Origin of the sequence: Aquimarina sp. AU58 (genome assembly GCF_900312745.1) — a bacterium.
GTDB classification, from domain to species: Bacteria; Bacteroidota; Bacteroidia; order Flavobacteriales; family Flavobacteriaceae; genus Aquimarina; species Aquimarina spinulae.
The window spans coordinates 192,542-212,992 of record NZ_OMPD01000013.1; the positions used below are offsets into that span (position 1 = coordinate 192,542).

The window sequence follows — 20,451 nt, forward strand, 5'->3', positions numbered from 1 at the left end:
ACACACTCTAAATCAAAATTTTAACTCTTTGTTTTGTGTATTAAAAATAATGTTGAATTATGCTTGATAATTTACGAAAATGGCAATTTTTTGGTGTAAAAATTTCAAAAAAACTATAATTTCTGAAAAAAAAATTTAAAAAATGCCAAAATAATCTTAAAAAATTACCGTTATTTACACCAATACAAACTCAAACTTTCAATTAATTATGAAAAAATTAAATTTAGCTAAACTCGTTTTAGCTACTTCGCTGTCGGTTTTATTCTTCAACTGCGAAAAAGATTCTGAAGACATTATCGAAACTAATCAACATGCAGATGCAAAAGCTGCTCACGTATGTATCGAAAAATGGAATCCTTACGAGAATGGCTCAAAAGCTGCCAGTCTTAAAAATGTACAATGGCAACCTGGTCAAACTATTCGAGTGAAATTCTTAAATGGTAATAATTTTGTACAATCCAAAGTTAGGCAATATGCTGTAGCATGGGAAAGTCATGCAAATATTAAATTTGAATGGGTATCTTCAAACAGCAGTGCAAACATCAAAATTGGTTTTAAAGAAGGGCAATTTGCAAATGATGGTGGATCTTGGTCTTATTTAGGAACCGAATCTAACAATCATGCACATAGTATGCATTTTGGATGGTTTAACAACAATACTTCTGATACAGAGTTTAGAAGAACTACAATTCACGAATTCGGACATGCTCTTGGTTTAGTCCACGAACATCAAAATCCTGTAGCTGGAATTAACTGGGATAAAGAGGCAGTTTATGCTTACTATGCTGGACCACCAAATAACTGGAGTAGAGCAGATGTAGATAGAAATCTATTCAATCGTATTGAAGCAAGTACTTCTAATTACAGTGCATACGATCCATTATCAATAATGCATTACCCTATTCCTGCAGCACATACTACAGATGGTGTTGCCGTAGGAAGTAATACTCAATTATCTGCAACAGATAAATCTTTTATAGCTACTATATACCCTGGTTCTAATACTGGTGGTGGTAACTGTGATGGTGTAGCAGAATATAACAGTAATACTTCTTATTCTGTTGGAGATAAAGTAACATACCAAGGAACTTTATATCAAAGAACTGCAACATCATGGAATAATCTTGGTGCATGTGATAGTACTCCTCCTACTGATATTTGTGCTGGTGTATCTGAATATAACAGTAATACTTCTTATTCTGTGGGAGATAAAGTAACGTATAGAGGAACTTTATACCAAAGAACTGCAACATCATGGAATAACCTTGGTGCATGTGGTAACTAAGAAAAAAATAATCACATAATCTAATTTGTTTGCTACATTAGATTAAAAAGTCTTATTACAAAAAAATGCTCCGGAAAAACACCGGAGCATTTTGTTTTTATAGTATTTATACATTATTAATGGTATACCATTAATAATGTATAATTTGAAAATAGATTTCACTTCTCAAATATTAATCAAAGAAATATCCACGTGGATGGACGGAGGTTCGATTACTTTAAATTGTGAAAATAAAAAAGGGAAAGAATTTATTGTGGAATTTGTCCAAAACGTGAGATGGCACATTCTTGAATTTGAAAAGCTTCCAGGAAGAATTTATATTAACGAGAATCTAGTTTCTCAAAGGTCTGAATTGGAAAAAAAACTTCTTAAAAGTATAGAAAAGGCTACACTTATTAACTCTTCTGATCTAGACAACAATATTCTAAAAGAGCAAATTGACTACATAAAATCCAAACAATATATTCTGGACTCTGAAAAAATACAAATACGGAAAAGGTAAAAAAGTATACAACATTATATATGTGATCGTAACAGCTAAGCGATAAATCAAATGGTTGTTTGTATTTTTATGAAGGCGCAATACTTGCTGTGAAGAGAAGTTAACAACCAATGCACAGAAAAGCGAAAAGCAAGGTACCATTTTGCCCTGTTACGACACTTATATTAAACATTATCTAGAATACGTCTTAAAACTACTTTCTACCAAAATCTGCAGGTATTTCTCCCCACGCTTTGGTTTCCCACTTTACAATTGTAGTTGTATATGTGTTTTCTTTGAGCCACTGCGTAGCTCGATCTACCAAATCAAAGACTTCCTTGTTTTTAGCAGTTCGTTGCAGCTTTGTTTTGCATGTCTTTTGTTTTACCCATCCTATCGCTATTTTAGAATCAGAATAAATAATACGGTCACTATTTTTCTTTTTAAGGTACGCAAGACCATGTACAAGTGCCAAAAATTCTCCTATATTATTTGTACCCTGTCGAAAAGGCCCCTGATGAAAAAGTTGTTTCTCGGTTTGAGTGTCTACTCCTCTGTATTCCATTTTACCAGGATTACCACTAGAAGCAGCATCTACTGCTATTGAATACAAATTAGGTTCTCCAATTTTTGATAACTGTGCAGCAGTAAGTGTTTTTTTGGGTTTACTTTTTCCTTTATAATCCTCATAATCCCCATTATATGCCTTTTTTGCAACATCAAAAGAATCAAACGATTTATACTTTGCATTAGGATACCCCTTAACCGCCGCTTTACAATCATCCCACTTGGTATAAATCCCTGGCCTGTGTCCTTCCCAAACCACATAAAATTTTTCTTTCTTAGCCATTCTTATTCGTTGATTGTTTCTCGTTATTTATTATTAAGTCTGTTTGGTATCATTAATGACATTTTGGAAGTCACATTGAGCTTGTTGAAGTGCTTTTGTCCTACAAATTTGCTTCGACAGGCCCAGCATGACAATTACTTTTCTTACTAAACAACTTTAGCCATACTATTATCAAACTACTTTTTTCCTGCAAACAGAAGTTCTTCTATAACGATCGGAAAATGTTTATATTCTAATTGATGGATGGCCTGCGCTACATCTTCGGCAGAATCTTCTTTAGAAATTGATGTTTTAGCCTGAAAAATAATCGCTCCTTCGTCATAATGCTCGTTTACATAATGGATCGTAATCCCGCTTTCTTTTTCTTTATTTCTAACCACAGCCTCATGTACATGATGGCCATACATTCCTTTTCCACCATATTTTGGTAATAATGCAGGATGAACATTTATCACTTTATCAGGAAAAGTTTCAATGATTTTTTTAGGAAAAATCCATAAGAACCCAGCTAGTACAATGATGTCAGGTTTGGCATCTTTTAAGATATTAAGTACTTCATTTGTGTCATAAAATGACTCTTTGTCAAAGTGTAACGCCTTTACTTTCAAGGCATGAGCTCTTTTTAATACTTTGGCACGCAGGTTGTTAGAGAACACATGTGTAACCTCGGCAATTTTTCGCTCGTGGAAGTACTTAATTATATTTTCGGCATTGGTACCTGAGCCGGAAGCAAAAATTATAATACGCTTCATAGTATAGTAAAGTTGTTAATTAGAGAGCACAAAAAAAATAATTATTATTCAATTTTAGGTAGCAAAAAGGCAATACTTCGCTATATTTGATAAAATACAAATACATTTTTATGGGATTGTGGGGTTTTAAAATAAAGTTTTTTATTTTTGCCACCTAATTAAAAAATTAAAATTAAACATTATGTCAGACATTGCATCAAGAGTAAAAGCGATAATCGTTGACAAATTAGGAGTAGACGAAAACGAAGTTGTAAATGAAGCTAGTTTCACAAACGATTTAGGCGCTGATTCATTAGACACTGTAGAATTGATTATGGAATTCGAAAAAGAATTCGATATTCAGATTCCAGACGATCAAGCTGAAAACATTGCAACAGTAGGTCAAGCAATATCTTATATTGAAGACGCAAAGTAATAACCTCACAACAAAATATGAATCTTAAGCGAGTTGTAGTCACAGGACTAGGTGCATTAACACCTATAGGTAACAATATTGATGAATATTGGGATGGATTAGTAAATGGAAAAAGCGGTTGCGCTCCCATTACCTATTTCGATACCGAAAATTTCAAGACTAAATTTGCTTGCGAAGTCAAAAATTATTCTCCCACAGACTATTTTGATAGAAAAGAAGCACGAAAACTTGATAAATTCGCCCAGTATGCTATTGTATCTTCTGAAGAAGCTATAAAAGATGCTGCTATTGACCTGGAAAAAGTTGATAAATTTAGAGTTGGTGTGATCTGGGGTGCAGGAATTGGCGGAATAGAGACTTTTCAGGAAGAAGTAATTGGCTATGCCAACGGAAATGGAACACCTCGTTTTAATCCTTTCTTTATCCCGAAAATGATTGCCGATATTGCTCCTGGTCATATTTCTATACGAAATGGCTTTATGGGACCTAACTATACCACAGTTTCTGCTTGTGCTTCTTCTGCAAATGCTATGATCGATGCGCTAAACTATATTCGTTTGGGCCATTGTGATATTATCATTACAGGAGGAAGTGAAGCTGCAGTTACAATTGCTGGTATGGGAGGATTTAATGCGATGCACGCTTTATCTACAAGAAATGAAAGCCCAGAGACGGCCTCTAGACCATTTGACGCAACCAGAGATGGTTTCGTTTTGGGAGAAGGTAGTGGAGCTCTTATTCTTGAAGAATATGAACACGCAAAAGCACGAGGTGCTAAAATCTATGCCGAAGTAGTTGGTGGTGGAATGTCTAGTGATGCATATCACATGACAGCTCCGCATCCCGATGGAATAGGTGTAGAACGCGTGATGCTTAATTGTTTAAAAGATGCAGGTATAACACCAGAACAGGTAGACGCTATAAACACTCATGGCACATCCACTCCATTAGGAGATGTTGCAGAATTGAAAGCTATTACCAAGGTTTTTGGAGACCATGCACCTAACATCAATATCAATTCAACAAAATCTATGACAGGACACTTACTTGGTGCTGCCGGAGCTATAGAAGCTATTTCTTCTATTTTGGCTATGCAAAAAGGTATAGTACCTCCTACTATCAATCACACTACAGTGGATGAGAACATAGATTCTTCATTGAATTTGACATTAAACAAAGCTCAAAAACGTGAAATCACATATGCAATGAGTAATACTTTTGGTTTCGGAGGTCATAATGCTTGTGTGTTATTTAAAAAACTGAACGAATAAATGAATGTTATTCGAAACATACTAAATTCCCGCTCTGAAAAGAACGGGAATTTTTTTTCTAAAATTCAGAAAATAGTAAATTTTAAGCCCAAAAACATTAAACCTTATGAAAAAGCATTTACGCATAGGTCATTAAATTTAAAAGACAAAAAAGGAAATGCTGTTAATTTTGAAAGATTAGAATTTCTTGGTGATGCCATGTTAAGTAGTGTTATCGCAGCCCACTTATTTAAAGAAGTACCCGAAGGTAATGAAGGGTATTTAACCAAAATGAGAGCCAAAGTAGTAAGTAGAAAACATCTTAATGAATTGGGTAAAGATCTTAAACTAATTGAACTGGTGCGGACCAATATTCCTAAATCTCAATTTGGAATAAATATACATGGAAATCTTTTTGAAGCACTAATAGGTGCTATTTACCTGGATCGCGGTTTTGTGTATTGCGAACGATTTATTAAAGAAGCTGTAATCGATCCATATGTTGATATCGAAAGCCTCGAAGGACAAATCATTAGTTATAAAAGCTTATTGATAGAATGGTGTCAAAAAGAGAAAAAAGTATTTAGTTACGAAGTATATGAAGATACAGGTAAAGATGAAATGAAGCATTTTGCCGTAAAACTTTGGATAGATGATAAAGTAGTTGCAAAAGCAAGAGCTACTTCAAAAAAGAAAGCAGAAGAAAAAGCTTCAAAAAGAGCTTATTTTGCATTTCAATCTAAAATAAATATCTAAATATCATTAGATTCTTTCTTATTAAATTAATCAAAATATACGCATACTAGAAAAACTATATTTTTTTATAGTTAAAAGATACTAACTCAATCGTTTTCGTAAAATAACTTTATCTTTAATTAAACTTGTTAGGTGAATTTATTTGTATATTTCGCGTTAAATCGGAAACAAAAAAAATCAAAGTGGCTGTTCAGCGGTTAGTATTAGATGCCTTTGCCGATGATGATTATGAACTTATTGCCATTCATTGTTCATTAGCTTCATATCGGTTGGCTTTTTTATTGAATAAAAACCTGAATTTAAAGCTCTATAGAAAAAAAGAAGATATCAATTTTGAGTATAATGATCTCACTGCAAATTTTCCATTATATCAGTATGATGATCATTTTCAATATAGTACATATAGTCTTATCGGAAATAAATTTCAATCCAAAATAACATCAGAAAATCAGATTTCTGAAGGCCTATTTACTACTATAGAGAATACATATACTACAAAATATTTAATTCCTGAATTAAAAAATGTAGATTATTTTCTAAAAATTGAGACCGAAGCATCAAATTTTTCAAGTAAGTCTTTACTTATAGACATACTTACCATTTCACAAATTATAACAGCATATCCTTTAGAATATGCTACACTTAAATCAAAGAACAACTTAATATTCGAATAATGCCAAAACGTAAAAGAACCAAAATAGTCGCTACTCTTGGACCCGCAACAAGTAGTGAAGAGATATTAAAAAAAATGTTGGAAGCAGGAGTAAATGTTTTCAGAATAAATTTCTCTCATGCTGATTATAATGATGTCAAGGAGCGCATAAAAATTATACGAAAACTAAGCAAAGAACATGGTTATAATGCATCTATACTTGGAGATTTACAGGGTCCTAAGCTACGTGTAGGTGTTATGAAAAGAGATATCATTGTCAATGATGGCGATACGATCAATTTTGTGACTGGTAAACCTTTTGAAGGTACCTCTAAAGAGGTCTATATGAATTATGAAACTTTCCCAAAAGATGTAAAAACAGGAGAAAGAATATTATTAGACGATGGTAAGTTAATTTTTGAAGTTATCTCTTCTAACAAAAAAGATACAGTTAAGACCAAAGTAATACAAGGAGGTCCTCTAAAATCTAAAAAAGGAGTGAACCTTCCTAATACTAGTATTTCTTTACCAGCACTGACAGAAAAAGATATAAAAGATGCAATTTTTGCATGCGAACAAGGAGTGGATTGGATGGCATTATCTTTTGTGCGTCATGCCCAGGATTTAATAGAATTACAAGACCTCATAAAAGAACATAGTGAGCATAAGATTCCAATTATTGCCAAAATAGAGAAGCCCGAAGGAGTAGAGAATATTGATAAGATTGTGGCTTATTGCGATGGATTGATGGTGGCAAGAGGAGATCTTGGAGTAGAAATTCCTGCCCAGGAAGTACCTCTGATTCAGAAAAATTTGGTGCTCAAAGCTAAAACTGCCAGAATACCTGTGATTATTGCCACACAAATGATGGAAACAATGATCGATAGTCTTACACCAACACGTGCCGAGGTAAATGATGTCGCTAATTCTGTAATGGATGGCGCCGATGCCGTTATGCTATCTGGCGAAACTTCTGTAGGAAAATATCCTGTACAGGTGATCGAAACTATGTCTAAAATTATTAAAAGTGTAGAAAATTCTGATTTAATAACTGTTCCTCAAAATCCTCCTCATATTCGAACCAATAGATTTATTACAAAATCTATTTGTTATCATGCTGCGCACATGGCAAATGATATTGATGCCAAAGCAATCTGTACTCTTACCAATAGTGGTTATACAGCATTTCAAATTTCTGCATGGAGGCCTGATGCTCATATTCTGGTCTTTACCAGTAATCATAGAATCTTATCTCAGCTTAGCCTCTTATGGGGAGTAAAAGCTTTTTATTATGATAAGTTCGTAAGTACCGATGAAACTGTCGAAGATATTAATAAAATTGCACTAGAACGTAAATTTGTAGAACAAGGAGATATGTTGATCAATTTAGCTGCAATGCCAATTACTGCAAAAGGAATGGTAAACACACTTAGGGTTTCGCAAATCTAAGAAATTTCTGCAATAGAATATTGTAGTAAAAAGCTTCTCTATATGGGAAGCTTTTTTACTATAAAGTTTGCTTTAAAAAGATTGCCTCTAAGTCCTCTATGGTAACTGGTTTTACAAGATAATCCTTTACCGTATTAATACTTTTTGCCCTTTCTATATCTACCGGATTAATTGAGGAACTTACAATGTATAGAGTGATTGTTTTTCCGAGTTTATTTTTGATTTTAGTGAAATTGTCCAAAAATTCCCATCCATCCATTACCGGCATGTTTAAATCAAGAAATATGATTTCAGGAATTGTCTTTTTATTTAAATTAGTCAAAATAGCTTCAAAATAATTAAGAGCATCCTTACCATTTTGAAATACCATTAAGTTACTACAAAGGTTTTTTGCTTCTACAATCCTTTTTACAAGATTTACATACATATTGTCGTCATCAATAATACAAGCTAATCCTATTTTGTGACTCATAATTTAAAGGGGTTATTTGTTATTAAAATTCAATTATAAAAGTTGTTCCTTTATCTACTTCACTCTCTACAGTAATTTTTCCATCAAGTGATTCTACCTGGTTTTTTGTTAAAAACAATCCGATTCCTACTGCATCCTTATTGTAATGAAATGTTTTATACATACCAAATATTTTATCTTTGAACAGTTTCATATCAATTCCCCTACCATTATCTGTGACCATTAAATACTCTTTATTACCTCTAGAATAGCTTTTGATTTTTATTACCGGATCTCTATCCTGATGTTTATATTTTATAGCATTCGTTATTAAATTTAACAGGATACTTTCTAAATATGCAGGAATATAATTAATTGTATTTAATTCACTAAAATCTGTCTTGATTTTGGTTTTGCTCATAGAAATCATTTGCCCTATTCCACTTGCAACCAAATTAAAAGCATCCTGAAATTTGACTGGTTTTTTTTCCTGATCCTTATTTGTATGTATTGCTACAATCTCATTAAGGTGTTCGATCGTTGTATTTAAACTATACGATATTTGTTTAATTTCTTTGACTAATCCAATCTTTTCCTTAGGATCATCTATATCTTCAATCAACTGTACTAATAAAGATAGATTACTGGTATGAGATCTAAGGTTGTGAGATACGATATGAGCAAAATTGAATAATCTAGAGTTCTGAGATGCTATAATATCAATTGATTTTTGCAGACTTAATTCCTTTTTTTTAATTTCGTCTATATCCTGAAAAACACCTCTAATCCCAATTATTTCTTTATTTTCATTATATACAGGCTTTCCTATCGCTCGTACCCAAAATTCTCTTTTGTTGGCCGTTACCATTTTAATTTCGGTATTAAAAGGTGTACCCACCATAGCACAATTAAAAAATAAATCTGCCGCCTGTTGCTTTGAATCTTCTGCGTAGTAGTTGGCAGAATCTTTAAGAGAAGGAATATAGTCGTCGGCATATTCTAAAATTCTTCTGGTCTCAAAATCCCAGAAACTTTTCCTTTCCTGAAAATCTACATACCAACTCCCCGTAGCTGTCATTTGAGCAGTTTCTTTATAGTAGAAATTATCTTTTGTAATATCTTGCTCTGGTTCTAGTTTGATTTCAATAAAAAAGACAAGGCTAATCTTAGATTTTATATTTACCGGTAATTCATCATTAGTTGCACATCTATATAGTTTATAATTTCCTTTTTTATCGAGAATTTTTATATGTTGTTTAAAACTTACAGCATTACGTCGATAACTAAAAAAATTATCTCTGAATAACTCAACATCCTCTTGATGTATCAGGTGTTCTAAAAAATAGGCTATTTTTGACTCTAGTTCATTTTTTGTATACCCCAAACTATCATAAAACTTTTCTGACCAAACCTCTCTTTCCGGATCATCATATAGCTCCCAATATCCAGCATTGAAATCTTGAATTACATTATTAAAAAGTTCATTTTGAAGCATTCGGTAGCATTTATCATAACAAGATAAGGATTTCTTACGTATCCTCTTCGATTCTATTAAGCCTAATAGCTAGTGCTTTGGTAGAAATCTGAACTTCTATAAATGATAAAAAAAGTGAAATCATAAGTAAAAAAAGACTAATACCAAATACTATATTAGCCCAAGAGATCTTTTCTACATACAATAAAAACATGGTAATTACACTGGTGAGAAAGCTAGCGATAGCTATGGCTTGCATATTTCTAATCAACCATAATCGTTTTCTTAAATTTTTGATCTGTAATACGGTGTTTTTTGATCGTGAAGTCAAATATTCCTCATGTAATTGTCGTATCAATGCTGCAATAGCTAAATACCTTGCATTATAGGCCAGCATGGTTAGTGATATTGCAGGAAACAACAAGGCCGGAATACTCATAGTAAGCGTCATAAAAAAGAATTTAGAACTACTAATTTAGAGTAAAAAAACAGGACAGCAAATTATAGATGATCTCATCATCATGACACATCATTTAACGTTTTGGATGTATATACCGAACAAAAAATAGTGAGCAATATTTTTATATTGCTCACTATACGTAATCTAAACTAATGATTGGTTATAAAGATTATTCTGGGATATTAAATAAAGTTTTAATTTCTTGATACGACATCTTGGTATAATCTCTTGCAGATTTAGATCCAGATTCAAGCCCACCTGAAGCAGTACTACTAGAAGTCGAAATCCCACCAGGTATAATCACATATCTGAAATCATCAAAAAATGTAAATAAGTTAGTTCCTCCATCCAACGTAGTTACTTCAATTCGTAACGAACTGCCACCACTAAAACTTGAAACCTCAAAACCGTAGTATTCATTTTGTGAAGCAAGTATATAAGGAAGTTGTTTGATTTCAGAAACTAGTATGTTTACTTCATGTCGTCCGTAGACCAAAATTACATCTTCATTCAAATTGAATTCGGCAAGATTAAAAGAGGTGAGAAGTTGTTCATTAGTTTCGGCCGATACATTAGTTTCAAAATCCGTTGCAATCCAATCAGAATAAATTACATTGGCTGTTCCTGGAGGGCCACCTTCACCATCGACACCATCGGCACCATTACTACCGTCTGTTCCATTAGTACCATCAACTCCGTTAACTCCGTCTTGGCCTGCAGGCCCAATTGCTCCATCTTCCCCATCAGAACACGAAAATATCAATAGTGATACCATCACTATCATCATCCCCTTTACTAAATTTGTTATTGCTTTCATTTTTATAATTTTTAAAAGTTAATGGCACAAACCTAGTATGGGTAAGAATATGTACTATCCGAAAAGTTTGAATTTCAAAGAATTCGGACATTTTTTAAGGGGTTTGACTGTGTTTTTGGAGTGAAAATACCTGAGTACTTTAAATATGATCCTTTTTTAGGTAATTTAAATATTTATGTTGAAGTATACTGTTATGATAATTGATGTAGTAAAAACACTTAGGTTCTTCAATCTTTACTTCTCATTTCTCTACATTCAATAACTTGTTTTACCTCTGCCTCTAAACCATAGTTTTTCCATAAAGCCACATCCTTTTTTAGCTCTAATGCGTTTTGACCAGATAGAATATATCTTTTTATAGACTCCAAAACAGGATCATTATCTTCTTTTATTTTTAACATCGACTTTCCTCCCGGAATACTATAATTATCTTCGTATTCATAGCAAAAAACCAATACCCGATCTCCTTGTTTTACATCTTCCTCATAGAAGTAATCCGAAACAAAGAACTTTTGTTTGTCATACCTATTCTTTTTAAGGGTTCTCGAAGTTAATACCTCATCGATATCAATAATCCCTCGTTGAGAAGTATAGAGCATATCATCATTCTGAACCGGATCATCAATATGCTGAATAGTGCCTAAAAAAACTAATGCATATTTATCACCACAATTACCAATAAAAGGCCCTGATTGTGGCCACCAATATGTGTATCCAACCCTAAGGGTATCATCCACTGTAGATATTGGTTGATTCATTTTTGTATCTGTTTCTTTTTTTTGTGCATAACCTGTACTACAAAAAAGAAAACCAAAAATTACTATCGCTTTTGTCAATATATGATACATTTCTATTTCTAAATTTAATTTGTATTTATTTTTCTATTTATACGTTTAAATAGCATCTTTCTTTTTGATATACTATTGATATTACTCATTGTATTTTTTGATTTACAACTAAATAAAAGTGTCAATAATAGTACTATTATTGACACTCATTTCATTACTTACTTAATTTTCAGCTTAAAGCTAATCATTTTTCATCTAGTTTTTAGAGATGTCTATATCATTTTAATTAATTCTCAAAAACCTATTCCAAAACAAATGTTACTGTTATGTAATGCTTTTGTAGTTCTTGTGATTTATTCACATTATAATATTGTCGCTTATAATTGGTGTCTTCTATGCTTTGTATGCTTCCTACTTTTTTATTGATACTACCTGCAATTCTAGTGGCTTTACCTCTGGCATCCTGGATAGCTTTTTTATTCAACACTATCATTTCTTCATTTGTCTTTTCTTTGGCTATAATATCTACCCACGTGATTGTTACTCCTTTCATTTTTTGAGCATGTATTTTTTTTACTTCATCAAGGGATTTTGTAACATAAAAATAATAGGCTTGTGCTCCATAACTCGTAGCGGTAATTTTAAATAAAACATTTTCCTTAAACTTTTCAAAATCTACACCTATAGTATTCAATTTGTTCTTATAGTCCTCTTTAAGTTGTGATATACTTTTGGGTTCCATATTTTGATATCCATCTGCCATAACCTCTTTGAATTCGATATTAATACTATATTTTTCGATATCAACTTTCTTAGAACATTCTCCTATTACACTTATCGTATTATTTTGTTGCTGCCCAAACATAGGAACAGTGCCTATTAGCAGAATTAGAATTAATTTTTTCATTTATATATTGTTTTTATTTAAGTAATCACAAACGTAAACACATACTATTCTTTAAAAATTGGATATTAGAATAGCCACGTGTATCAGAAATGTCATTGTTATTATTCAAAAGACCAGATATCGTTATAAAAGTCATCAGGGTTTCCATTGTTCAAAGCATATCCATTAATGATCCACAATTTCTTGTCAAAATGCACAGATGTATGCTGCGTTCTTTCTTGAAATTTTTTAGTTAGATATGTTTTTTTCCAGTCTATTCCGTTGGCACTATACCAGATATCATTAAAATATTCGAAGTCGTTATTTCTGGCACCTGTAGTTAACCACATTCCCTTTTTATCTACTGTTACTGCATGATTTCTTCTTGGTAAAAAATCTGCATCTGGGGTAGCAAGAAACCATTGAAAACCATTTGGAGAATACCATACATCATTCAAAAAGTTATTATTGATATCATAACCGCCTATAACCCATATTTTATTATCATACACTACAGAGGCATGATCTCTTCTTGCTCCAAAAGGTGCCAAATTGGATACTAAATTCCATTTAACTCCATCACTACTTACCCAAATATCACCTTTCTCGACTCCATTTTCCTGACCGCCAATTACAAACATTCTTCCTTGTAAATCGACCATTGTATGTTCTGATCTTGGTGAAAATGAAGCATTGCCTATAGCTTCTTTCCAGGTCCCCCCGTCTGTACTAAACCAAACATCATTCATTTCATTAACAAGCCTACCACCTGTTATCCACATTTTACCTTGAGAAACAGTTGCAGCATGACTTGTTCTCGGTGAAAAAGAAGCCTTTTTTGTGGCTGCCATCCAGGTAGTGCCATCTTTACTATACCATGCATCGTTATAGTATATTCCTGGGCCATTACCCGATATTACCCACATTTTATTGTCAAATACAAGTGAGGTATGATTGGCTCTCCCTCCAAAAGGTGTTTCTTTAAGAATTTTTTGGGGGGTTAAACTAAGGGTTTTGGTGGCGAATACTTTGGTATTATTGTCTTCTATTTGAATCTCCTCTGTATCACATGATAAAAAGATCGTAGATACAAATACTAGTAGTATTATATATATCTGTGTTTTCATTGTAATTCATTTATTATTACTATTTATTTTATCTCAATAGCGTCACAAGTCCCTACAAACGGAATACCTGCGTTACCAAAAGCATATGTAATAAGCCCTATATAAACTTTGCTATCGTATGAAGGGGCGGTTCCTGGTAATTTACCCGTACCATTATAAAGTATCCATTCATCTGAAGTACTATTACTTGTTAAATTTGGTTGTTGCCAATAAAAGGTAAGTTCATTATTTTCATCTCCAATAATACGTATATCTGCTCGTCCTAAGGGAACCATATCTATACCTATATCATCTACAGAAGAGACACCGTTTACTGTATTTTTACCTTCTATAGTAAACCTTCTTGTTCCTCTGTGACCTATCACCACATGAGAAGAGTTTATAGAATTAAAATCTTCTACATGTACTTGAATCCCCGAAAAGTTGTATTGAGTATCACTATGAATTGGTGCTGTTTGAGAATCGGCAATAGTACCAATGCCAATATTTCTTGCTATAAATTCAAAGGGAAATGTGACTAATTTAGCATCCAATCGCCCTTGCTCTTCGTTAAAATGTAGTGTCTGATTATTTGTGTTATCATCTAAAACTGCATGATATTTCCCTGATGATCTACTTACATTTGGCAATACTGTAGCATTATTTGTTATATAGTCTACTAGCGGACCAGTACCTTCAAAGTCATCAAAAATTTCGTTTTCTGGATTTATTATTGGGTCTGGTTCAGAATTCGAATTTGAAACATCGTCATCATTACTACACGCAGCAAGAATAACAAAAAATATTACACTTACATATTGAATTATTTTCATCCTTTTCATCTCTCATTTTTACGTTAATTAATAGCCAAATATGTATCTCATAATGGCCTTTATGAAATCTATTATTGTTTTTCTATTATGATAAAAAGCTAATGCCACAAACCTAACTACAGTCACAGTTTGAAGTATCCGAAAAGTTTGAATTTCAAAGAATTCGGACGTTTTTTAAGGGGTTTACCTGTAGGTTAGAAAAAAAGGATCCCCATTATCTTGTTAGGTTAGGTAATGAGGATCCGGGTAATGAAAAGCATGGACAAAAAAACCTAATCATTACAAATTGTTTTTATAGTATCGCAAGAATTATTCTAGTTTTACGACCCAATAATCCCACATACCTTTACCGGCACCACTAATATCTCCTCCCGGAGCATAAACATAACCGGCTACGATGTAACCGTTATTGGTTTGTTGAATCGTATTTGCGTAATCAGGTTCTGGACCACCAAAGCTAATTTCCCATAACAATTCACCAAAAGGATTTAGTTTTACCACCCAAAAATCTGCATAGCCTCCATTATTAGTACTTACATCAAAGTCGCTTGCTCCCGAGTTCCCAGCAAAGATATATCCTCCATCTGTAGTTTGTTGAATAGAGCGGGCGGCATCACTCTCTGAACTACCAAGGTTAACCTGCCATACTAGTTCTCCCGAAGTATCTAATTTTAAGATCCAACTATCTTTTTTTCCATTATTACCACTTACATCAAAATCTGAGGATTCTGAATATCCAGCTACGATATATCCTTGATCAGTAGTTTGATGAACATCATATGCCAGATCATCAAGTGTTCCTCCAAGATTTGTTTCCCAAATCAGATTTCCTAAAACATCCAATTTTACAATCCAATAATCTTTTTCTCCATAATTACCTCCCACATTACCGTCTGAGGATTCTGAATATCCTCCAACAATATAACCTCCATCTAACGTTTGTTCAACCGATTGTGCAATATCAAATCCGGTACCTCCAAGATTTGTTTCCCATACTAAAGCTCCCATAGAATCCAGTTTTATCACCCAGTAATCCAAGCCTCCATAATTGTCTCCTACATCACCGTTTGAAGAGCTGGTAAAACCTGCGACAATAAAACCGTCATCTGATGTTTGTTCGATATCTGTTGCTTCTTCATTTCCACTTCCACCATAATTGGTCTCCCAAACCAAATTTCCAGAGCCATCTAATTTTACAATCCAAAAATCAGCAAAAGATGCATCACCACTAATATCCTGATCGTTAGAATAAGTCATTCCTGCTATTATATATCCACCATCTGAGGTTTGTTGTATGCTATTTGCAGCTTCATCACTAGAGCCTCCCAGGTTAGTTTCCCACATTAGTTCACCCGAACTACTTAATTTAATAACCCAATAGTCTCCTCCTATATATCCATCTGCATCGTTATTACCACCTACGTCTCCATCATCAGAATTAGCAGTACCAACCACAATATACCCCCCATCTATTGTTAATTGTAGCGCATTAGCGATGTCAATATGAGAACCCCCATAAGATTTTTCCCATGCTATAGACACTTCTTCACTAATTACTACTCCTTTTTCTGTATCAAAAGCAAATGTGTTTTCTGATGTTCCTCCTTTTCCATCAGAAGCCACTATCTTACCATTGTAACTGGTTTGACCATCAAGTCCTTCTAGTAAAAATTCTGTAGTCTGCACATCTGATTGTATCGAATTTTCTCCCAAAAAAATAGTATACGATACTTCATCATCATTTGGATCAACCGCGAGAGTCCATTCTAATAATGCGCTATTCGCTGTTATCTCATTAACCTGTATGGTAAAATCTCCTGGTACCTGATTCTCGGCTGATACAGGTGGTACAACTATGTCATCATCATTTTTGCATCCTACAATCAACACGCAAAAGATGATCAAACGATATAAAAACTGTTTCTTTTTCATTTGTTTATGTTTTTATGATTTGTTTATAAAAATCTATCCTTATTCTTAGCCTACTATAGAACAACAAACTGCTTAAGCTAAAAACAAATACTTAGTTTGTACTTGTGTAGTACTTAGATGATAAAATTAATTAGGGTGAAGTGTACAAATGTCCAGAAAGTTTGAATTTCAAAGAATTCGGACGTTTTTAGGGGGTTTTTCTATATTCTTTTGGAGAAATGCCTGTTCGTTTTTTAAAAGCACTATAAAAAGTAGATTTCGAATTAAACCCAGATTCTAAAGCGATCGATATAATAGTGTAGTTTATAAAATTAGGATTTCTTAATTTAAATTTTGCGTCCTCTATTCTATATCTATTTATATAATCGGTAAAATTATACCCACTCAATTTATTAACCAATTGTGAAAGATAGTTACCACTTATGTTTAGTTTTTTGGCCATACTGTCTAATCCCAGATTTGGATCTCGATATATTTTGGCTTCTTTCATCAAAAAATCAAGTTCTTTAAAATACACATTATCATCGGTAATATGAGATTCACTTTTTGCATGAATTTGTTTTAGTTTTTTTCCGGTTAACCTGGCAATTAACTGAAATAAAAACACATGATCTTTATTGAAAAAATCTTTTTGAGAATGCTCAGAATCCAGAACACCTACTACCTGGTCATCTATTAAAATAGGAACAGACAATTCAGACATTCTACGATCATCATCTATGATATATCCAGGATCATTGGTCAAATCGGGCACATACTCAAATGTTCCTGATTGGGCTACTCTACCAACAATACCTTTACCCAATGGAATTTGGATAGGGCTTATGACTTTTCTTTCTCCATTATTTTTATGACCAAATGCTGCTTTTTGTATCAAAACTTCATTTTGGGTATCCAACATGTAGATTACACAGTCCTCTAATTTAAGTTTCGAAATGCAATTCTCTACAATATCCCATAATACCTCTTCAAGTTTATTTTTTTCGAACAGTGATGATGCAAAATAACTTAGTATTCCTATGGTTTCGTTTGATGCGTTTTGATGTTGTATCTGGTCTTTTTCAGAAAAAATCTGGTGCAAGCCATGTATACTAAAATTTGATACCGAACTTCGTATCACATCTTTTTTACTCTTCACTTTATCAAACTTTGGTGTTAGTTGTTTTGTGGTAGTAAAAACACCATCATACGCTACTTCAAATACTTTATTAAAAAGAACAGGGGCCTTAACATAGAAATTAGAGAAATTCTTCATGACTATACTCGAAAAGAAAAAAATAAATACTGTAATGAGCAATACTATGTTTAATACTATCAGCATTGCAAACATATGTCTTGTATTAAAATCTGTACTTAGCATCTTATAACACACAACATATATCAAGAAAAATACAACCCCGCATATTAAAATTGTAGAAATCTTCCCTACTAGTTTATCACCTATGTTTTTTTTGATATTCATGATGATTGATTTTTTTGTCCAATCCAAATATATAATGACAATACCCATGAAAACAAACGAAATATCTCGATATTCTGAGAATTTCGAGATTGATTTTTAATATTAACTAATTAACTATCAGTCAATTATATTGAATTAATTCTAAGACACTACAAAAACCAGAAAATAGTATCTTTATAGCTAGATAAATAGATCAAAACCCCTTGAACACAAAAAAGACATATCTCTTTTTCACTTCCTTTTGTAAAAGGATGATTATCATTTTTTTGCTGTGCTGTGTACAAATTACTACTGGGCAAAAAGAAGATTTTGTAATTCCTGATTCTTTAAAAGCATTGGATTATGAGAATTTATATAATTCTTATCTAAAAGTCTACAGAGATACTTTGTCTGCAAAAATTTACCTTAATACGTATCTAAAAAAAGCTATTCTAGAAAATGATAAGATAAAAATGGCTAATGCATATAGTAGATTATCCTATTATACTGAAGAAGAATCAGAAAAAATAGCATTATTAGATCGCTCTATTACTTTGAGTACCGGTTTAGATCAGGATATCATAATTAGATCATACTCTTTTAAAGGAGGATATTACTTTCGTAAAGGTAATTACACTCTTGCACTTGACAACTACTTACAAGCTTTGATGCTTGCAGAAAAAATTCAAAATGTTGAATACATCTATATCACCAAGCATAATATTGCTTGTATCAAGACGGAAATAAGAAAGCATGAAGAAGCTTTACCACTTTTTAAAGAATATTATACATATATAATAACAAAACATACTACCGATACAATCCGATATTTAAAAGCAACTGTTCCTTTAGCAGAATCTTATCGCTATAATAATTTCCTGGATTCTGCTTCAACATATCATTATAAAGCAATTAAACGATCACAAAAATCAGAACATTATTATAATAGGTTTTATAGTCGAATTATCATTAATGAAGGTATCAATCTCTTTTATAAAGATAAATTTAAGGATGCTTATGATAGTATTGCTAAAGGTTTGCCTATTCTAGATAAAACCAGATCAGAAAACAAAAAAGCATATATTTTGGGTGAGTTTTATTTGGGAAAGCTACAATTATTAAAACAAGACATCTTATCTGCTAAAAAGCACTTTCTTACCGTAGATTCGATTCTTCACTATGAAAAAATTACTCCTATTGAGGTTCGGGAAGGTTATGAATTTATGATCAATTTTTATAAAGCGAATGATAAAAAGGAACAACAGCTCGAATATATCAATAAACTTCTACGATTTGATAGTATTATTAACCAGGAAACTTCTTCTTTATCTAATCGTTTATTTAAAGAGTTTGATACTCCTTTACTGATAAAAGAAAAAGAGGCATTGATCAATGAACTGAAAGGCAATAATAAAAACCTAAATTCATTAGTGATTTTTCTCTCATTACTTACTCTTGTCACTATTGTTTTTTTATATCGCCAATATCAAAAGAGAAAAACCTATCAGTACAAATTTGAACAATTAATTGCTCAAAACAAGGTGATTGAAACACCTAACGAAAAACCTCAAAATGATATAGGAGTACCCAATGATATCGTTGAAGAAATCCTGAATAAGTTAGCTTTATTTGAACAAAATCATTATTATCTTAAAAAGAATATTAGTACTACCATTTTGGCCAAAGACATTAAAACCAATACAAAGTATTTGTCAAAGGTCATTAATCATCATAAGCAAAAGAATTTTGCCAATTATATCAACGATCTTAGGATTGCACATGCGGTAACCCAGTTAAAAGAAAACAAAACGCTTAGGAACTATACCATACAAGGTATTGCAGAAGAAATGGGATTTAATACTGCCGAGTCTTTTTCGTCTGCATTTAAAAAGAGTACAGGAATCAAAACTTCTTATTTCATAAAGAAATTACATGACTTAGATACTATGTAATTTATCGAAATTCCGTGAATTTCGACTAATAACCACCTCATTCATAGTATGTTTACTGTTTTTTACCCTATATTTATTCTTGGAATTCAAAAAAAGTAACTTACATATACTTTTTATACTGTTAGGCATTTTTCATTATCACTTTGTGTGATTTTTGATAAAAAATTGTATCGATAATATTCTGATACTGGTAGAGAAAATATATGTATAATAATCTTTAAAAACTAAAAATTATGAGAAAAGCAAAGGGGAAAAAATTAAGTCTTGCAAAACTAAAAATTGCAAAATTAGAGAATCCATCATCTATAAAAGGTGGTCACGTAGATAGTAAAAACCCTTCTAGATGTCCTCTATTCTATAAGCCAAAATTTACTATTATTACTTGCCCAACTAATTTTGAATGGGGTTAAAAAAATTCACA

21 protein-coding genes are annotated in these 20,451 nt (G+C 32.4%); 9 read left to right on the forward strand and 12 right to left on the reverse strand.

Annotation, left to right across the window (positions count from 1 at the left end; genetic code table 11):
• Positions 1 to 208: 208 nt before the first annotated feature.
• Positions 209 to 1,285 carry a carbohydrate-binding protein gene (locus tag DK441_RS11125; protein ID WP_109098799.1) on the forward strand — a complete coding sequence of 359 codons (1,077 nt, stop codon included), beginning with the start codon at positions 209 to 211 and terminating at the stop codon, positions 1,283 to 1,285.
• Between the two features lie 145 nt (positions 1,286 to 1,430).
• Positions 1,431 to 1,787 (forward strand): hypothetical protein, encoded by a 357-nt coding sequence (locus DK441_RS11130; RefSeq protein ID WP_160112056.1) that lies wholly within the window; start codon positions 1,431 to 1,433, stop codon positions 1,785 to 1,787.
• Between the two features lie 193 nt (positions 1,788 to 1,980).
• On the opposite strand, the gene DK441_RS11135 is transcribed toward DK441_RS11130, so the two are convergent.
• Together DK441_RS11135 and DK441_RS11140 are read right to left on the reverse strand one after the other, a co-directional pair.
• The gene (locus tag DK441_RS11135) at positions 1,981 to 2,616 is read right to left on the reverse strand and encodes a viroplasmin family protein (RefSeq protein WP_074409792.1); all 636 of its coding nucleotides are present in this window, start codon (positions 2,614 to 2,616) and stop codon (positions 1,981 to 1,983) included.
• A gap of 176 nt (positions 2,617 to 2,792) precedes the next feature.
• Entirely contained in the window at positions 2,793 to 3,368 is a 576-nt protein-coding gene (locus tag DK441_RS11140) for a phosphoribosylglycinamide formyltransferase (RefSeq protein ID WP_109098801.1), read from the reverse strand.
• Between the two features lie 181 nt (positions 3,369 to 3,549).
• On the opposite strand from DK441_RS11140, the gene DK441_RS11145 reads away from it, so the two are divergent.
• The 5 genes from DK441_RS11145 (at position 3,550) to pyk (ending at position 7,890) form a co-directional block, all read left to right on the forward strand.
• A complete protein-coding gene (locus tag DK441_RS11145; protein WP_024768509.1) occupies positions 3,550 to 3,783 on the forward strand; it encodes an acyl carrier protein in 234 nt (77 codons plus the stop codon).
• Positions 3,784 to 3,800: 17 nt separating this feature from the next.
• Complete coding sequence (gene fabF, locus DK441_RS11150) at positions 3,801 to 5,054, forward strand: beta-ketoacyl-ACP synthase II (protein WP_109098802.1); 1,254 nt, start codon at positions 3,801 to 3,803, stop codon at positions 5,052 to 5,054.
• Entirely contained in the window at positions 5,055 to 5,789 is a 735-nt protein-coding gene (rnc, locus tag DK441_RS11155; protein WP_025666214.1) for a ribonuclease III, read from the forward strand.
• A 182-nt stretch (positions 5,790 to 5,971) separates the two neighbouring features.
• Positions 5,972 to 6,463 (forward strand): IPExxxVDY family protein, encoded by a 492-nt coding sequence (locus DK441_RS11160; protein ID WP_109098889.1) that lies wholly within the window; start codon positions 5,972 to 5,974, stop codon positions 6,461 to 6,463.
• Positions 6,463 to 7,890, forward strand: coding sequence for a pyruvate kinase (gene pyk, locus DK441_RS11165; RefSeq protein ID WP_109098803.1), 1,428 nt, complete (start codon positions 6,463 to 6,465; stop codon positions 7,888 to 7,890). The genes DK441_RS11160 and pyk overlap by 1 nt, the downstream gene beginning before the upstream one ends.
• A 58-nt stretch (positions 7,891 to 7,948) precedes the next feature.
• On the opposite strand, the gene DK441_RS11170 is transcribed toward pyk, so the two are convergent.
• The 10 genes from DK441_RS11170 to DK441_RS11215 all read right to left on the reverse strand — a co-directional run bounded on the left by DK441_RS11170 (position 7,949) and on the right by DK441_RS11215 (position 18,099).
• Complete coding sequence (locus DK441_RS11170) at positions 7,949 to 8,362, reverse strand: response regulator (protein WP_074409796.1); 414 nt, start codon at positions 8,360 to 8,362, stop codon at positions 7,949 to 7,951.
• 22 nt (positions 8,363 to 8,384) lie between these two features.
• Positions 8,385 to 9,836, reverse strand: a complete 1,452-nt coding sequence (locus DK441_RS11175; RefSeq protein ID WP_109098804.1) for an ATP-binding protein — start codon at positions 9,834 to 9,836, stop codon at positions 8,385 to 8,387.
• A gap of 34 nt (positions 9,837 to 9,870) precedes the next feature.
• Complete coding sequence (locus DK441_RS11180; RefSeq protein WP_109098805.1) at positions 9,871 to 10,266, reverse strand: DUF2721 domain-containing protein; 396 nt, start codon at positions 10,264 to 10,266, stop codon at positions 9,871 to 9,873.
• A 178-nt stretch (positions 10,267 to 10,444) separates the two neighbouring features.
• On the reverse strand, positions 10,445 to 11,092 hold the full coding sequence (locus DK441_RS11185; RefSeq protein ID WP_109098806.1) for a collagen-like protein: 648 nt from the start codon (positions 11,090 to 11,092) through the stop codon (positions 10,445 to 10,447).
• A 227-nt stretch (positions 11,093 to 11,319) separates the two neighbouring features.
• Complete coding sequence (locus tag DK441_RS11190) at positions 11,320 to 11,850, reverse strand: hypothetical protein (protein ID WP_160112057.1); 531 nt, start codon at positions 11,848 to 11,850, stop codon at positions 11,320 to 11,322.
• 331 nt (positions 11,851 to 12,181) lie between these two features.
• Entirely contained in the window at positions 12,182 to 12,787 is a 606-nt protein-coding gene (locus DK441_RS11195; RefSeq protein ID WP_109098808.1) for an SIMPL domain-containing protein, read from the reverse strand.
• 101 nt (positions 12,788 to 12,888) lie between these two features.
• On the reverse strand, positions 12,889 to 13,893 hold the full coding sequence (locus tag DK441_RS11200) for a kelch repeat-containing protein (RefSeq protein WP_109098809.1): 1,005 nt from the start codon (positions 13,891 to 13,893) through the stop codon (positions 12,889 to 12,891).
• 23 nt (positions 13,894 to 13,916) lie between these two features.
• The gene (locus DK441_RS11205) at positions 13,917 to 14,714 is read right to left on the reverse strand and encodes a hypothetical protein (RefSeq protein WP_109098810.1); all 798 of its coding nucleotides are present in this window, start codon (positions 14,712 to 14,714) and stop codon (positions 13,917 to 13,919) included.
• A 300-nt stretch (positions 14,715 to 15,014) separates the two neighbouring features.
• Positions 15,015 to 16,637: a fibronectin type III domain-containing protein gene (locus DK441_RS11210; protein ID WP_074409806.1), complete on the reverse strand. Its 1,623-nt coding sequence runs from the start codon at positions 16,635 to 16,637 to the stop codon at positions 15,015 to 15,017.
• A 187-nt stretch (positions 16,638 to 16,824) separates the two neighbouring features.
• Positions 16,825 to 18,099, reverse strand: coding sequence for a helix-turn-helix domain-containing protein (locus DK441_RS11215; protein WP_160112058.1), 1,275 nt, complete (start codon positions 18,097 to 18,099; stop codon positions 16,825 to 16,827).
• Between the two features lie 251 nt (positions 18,100 to 18,350).
• Here DK441_RS11215 and DK441_RS11220 point away from each other — a divergent pair, with 251 nt between their 5' ends.
• Positions 18,351 to 20,030, forward strand: a complete 1,680-nt coding sequence (locus DK441_RS11220) for an AraC family transcriptional regulator (RefSeq protein ID WP_109098812.1) — start codon at positions 18,351 to 18,353, stop codon at positions 20,028 to 20,030.
• A 233-nt stretch (positions 20,031 to 20,263) separates the two neighbouring features.
• Positions 20,264 to 20,440 (forward strand): hypothetical protein, encoded by a 177-nt coding sequence (locus DK441_RS26550; protein ID WP_159099254.1) that lies wholly within the window; start codon positions 20,264 to 20,266, stop codon positions 20,438 to 20,440.
• The last annotated feature ends 11 nt before the right edge of the window (positions 20,441 to 20,451 follow it).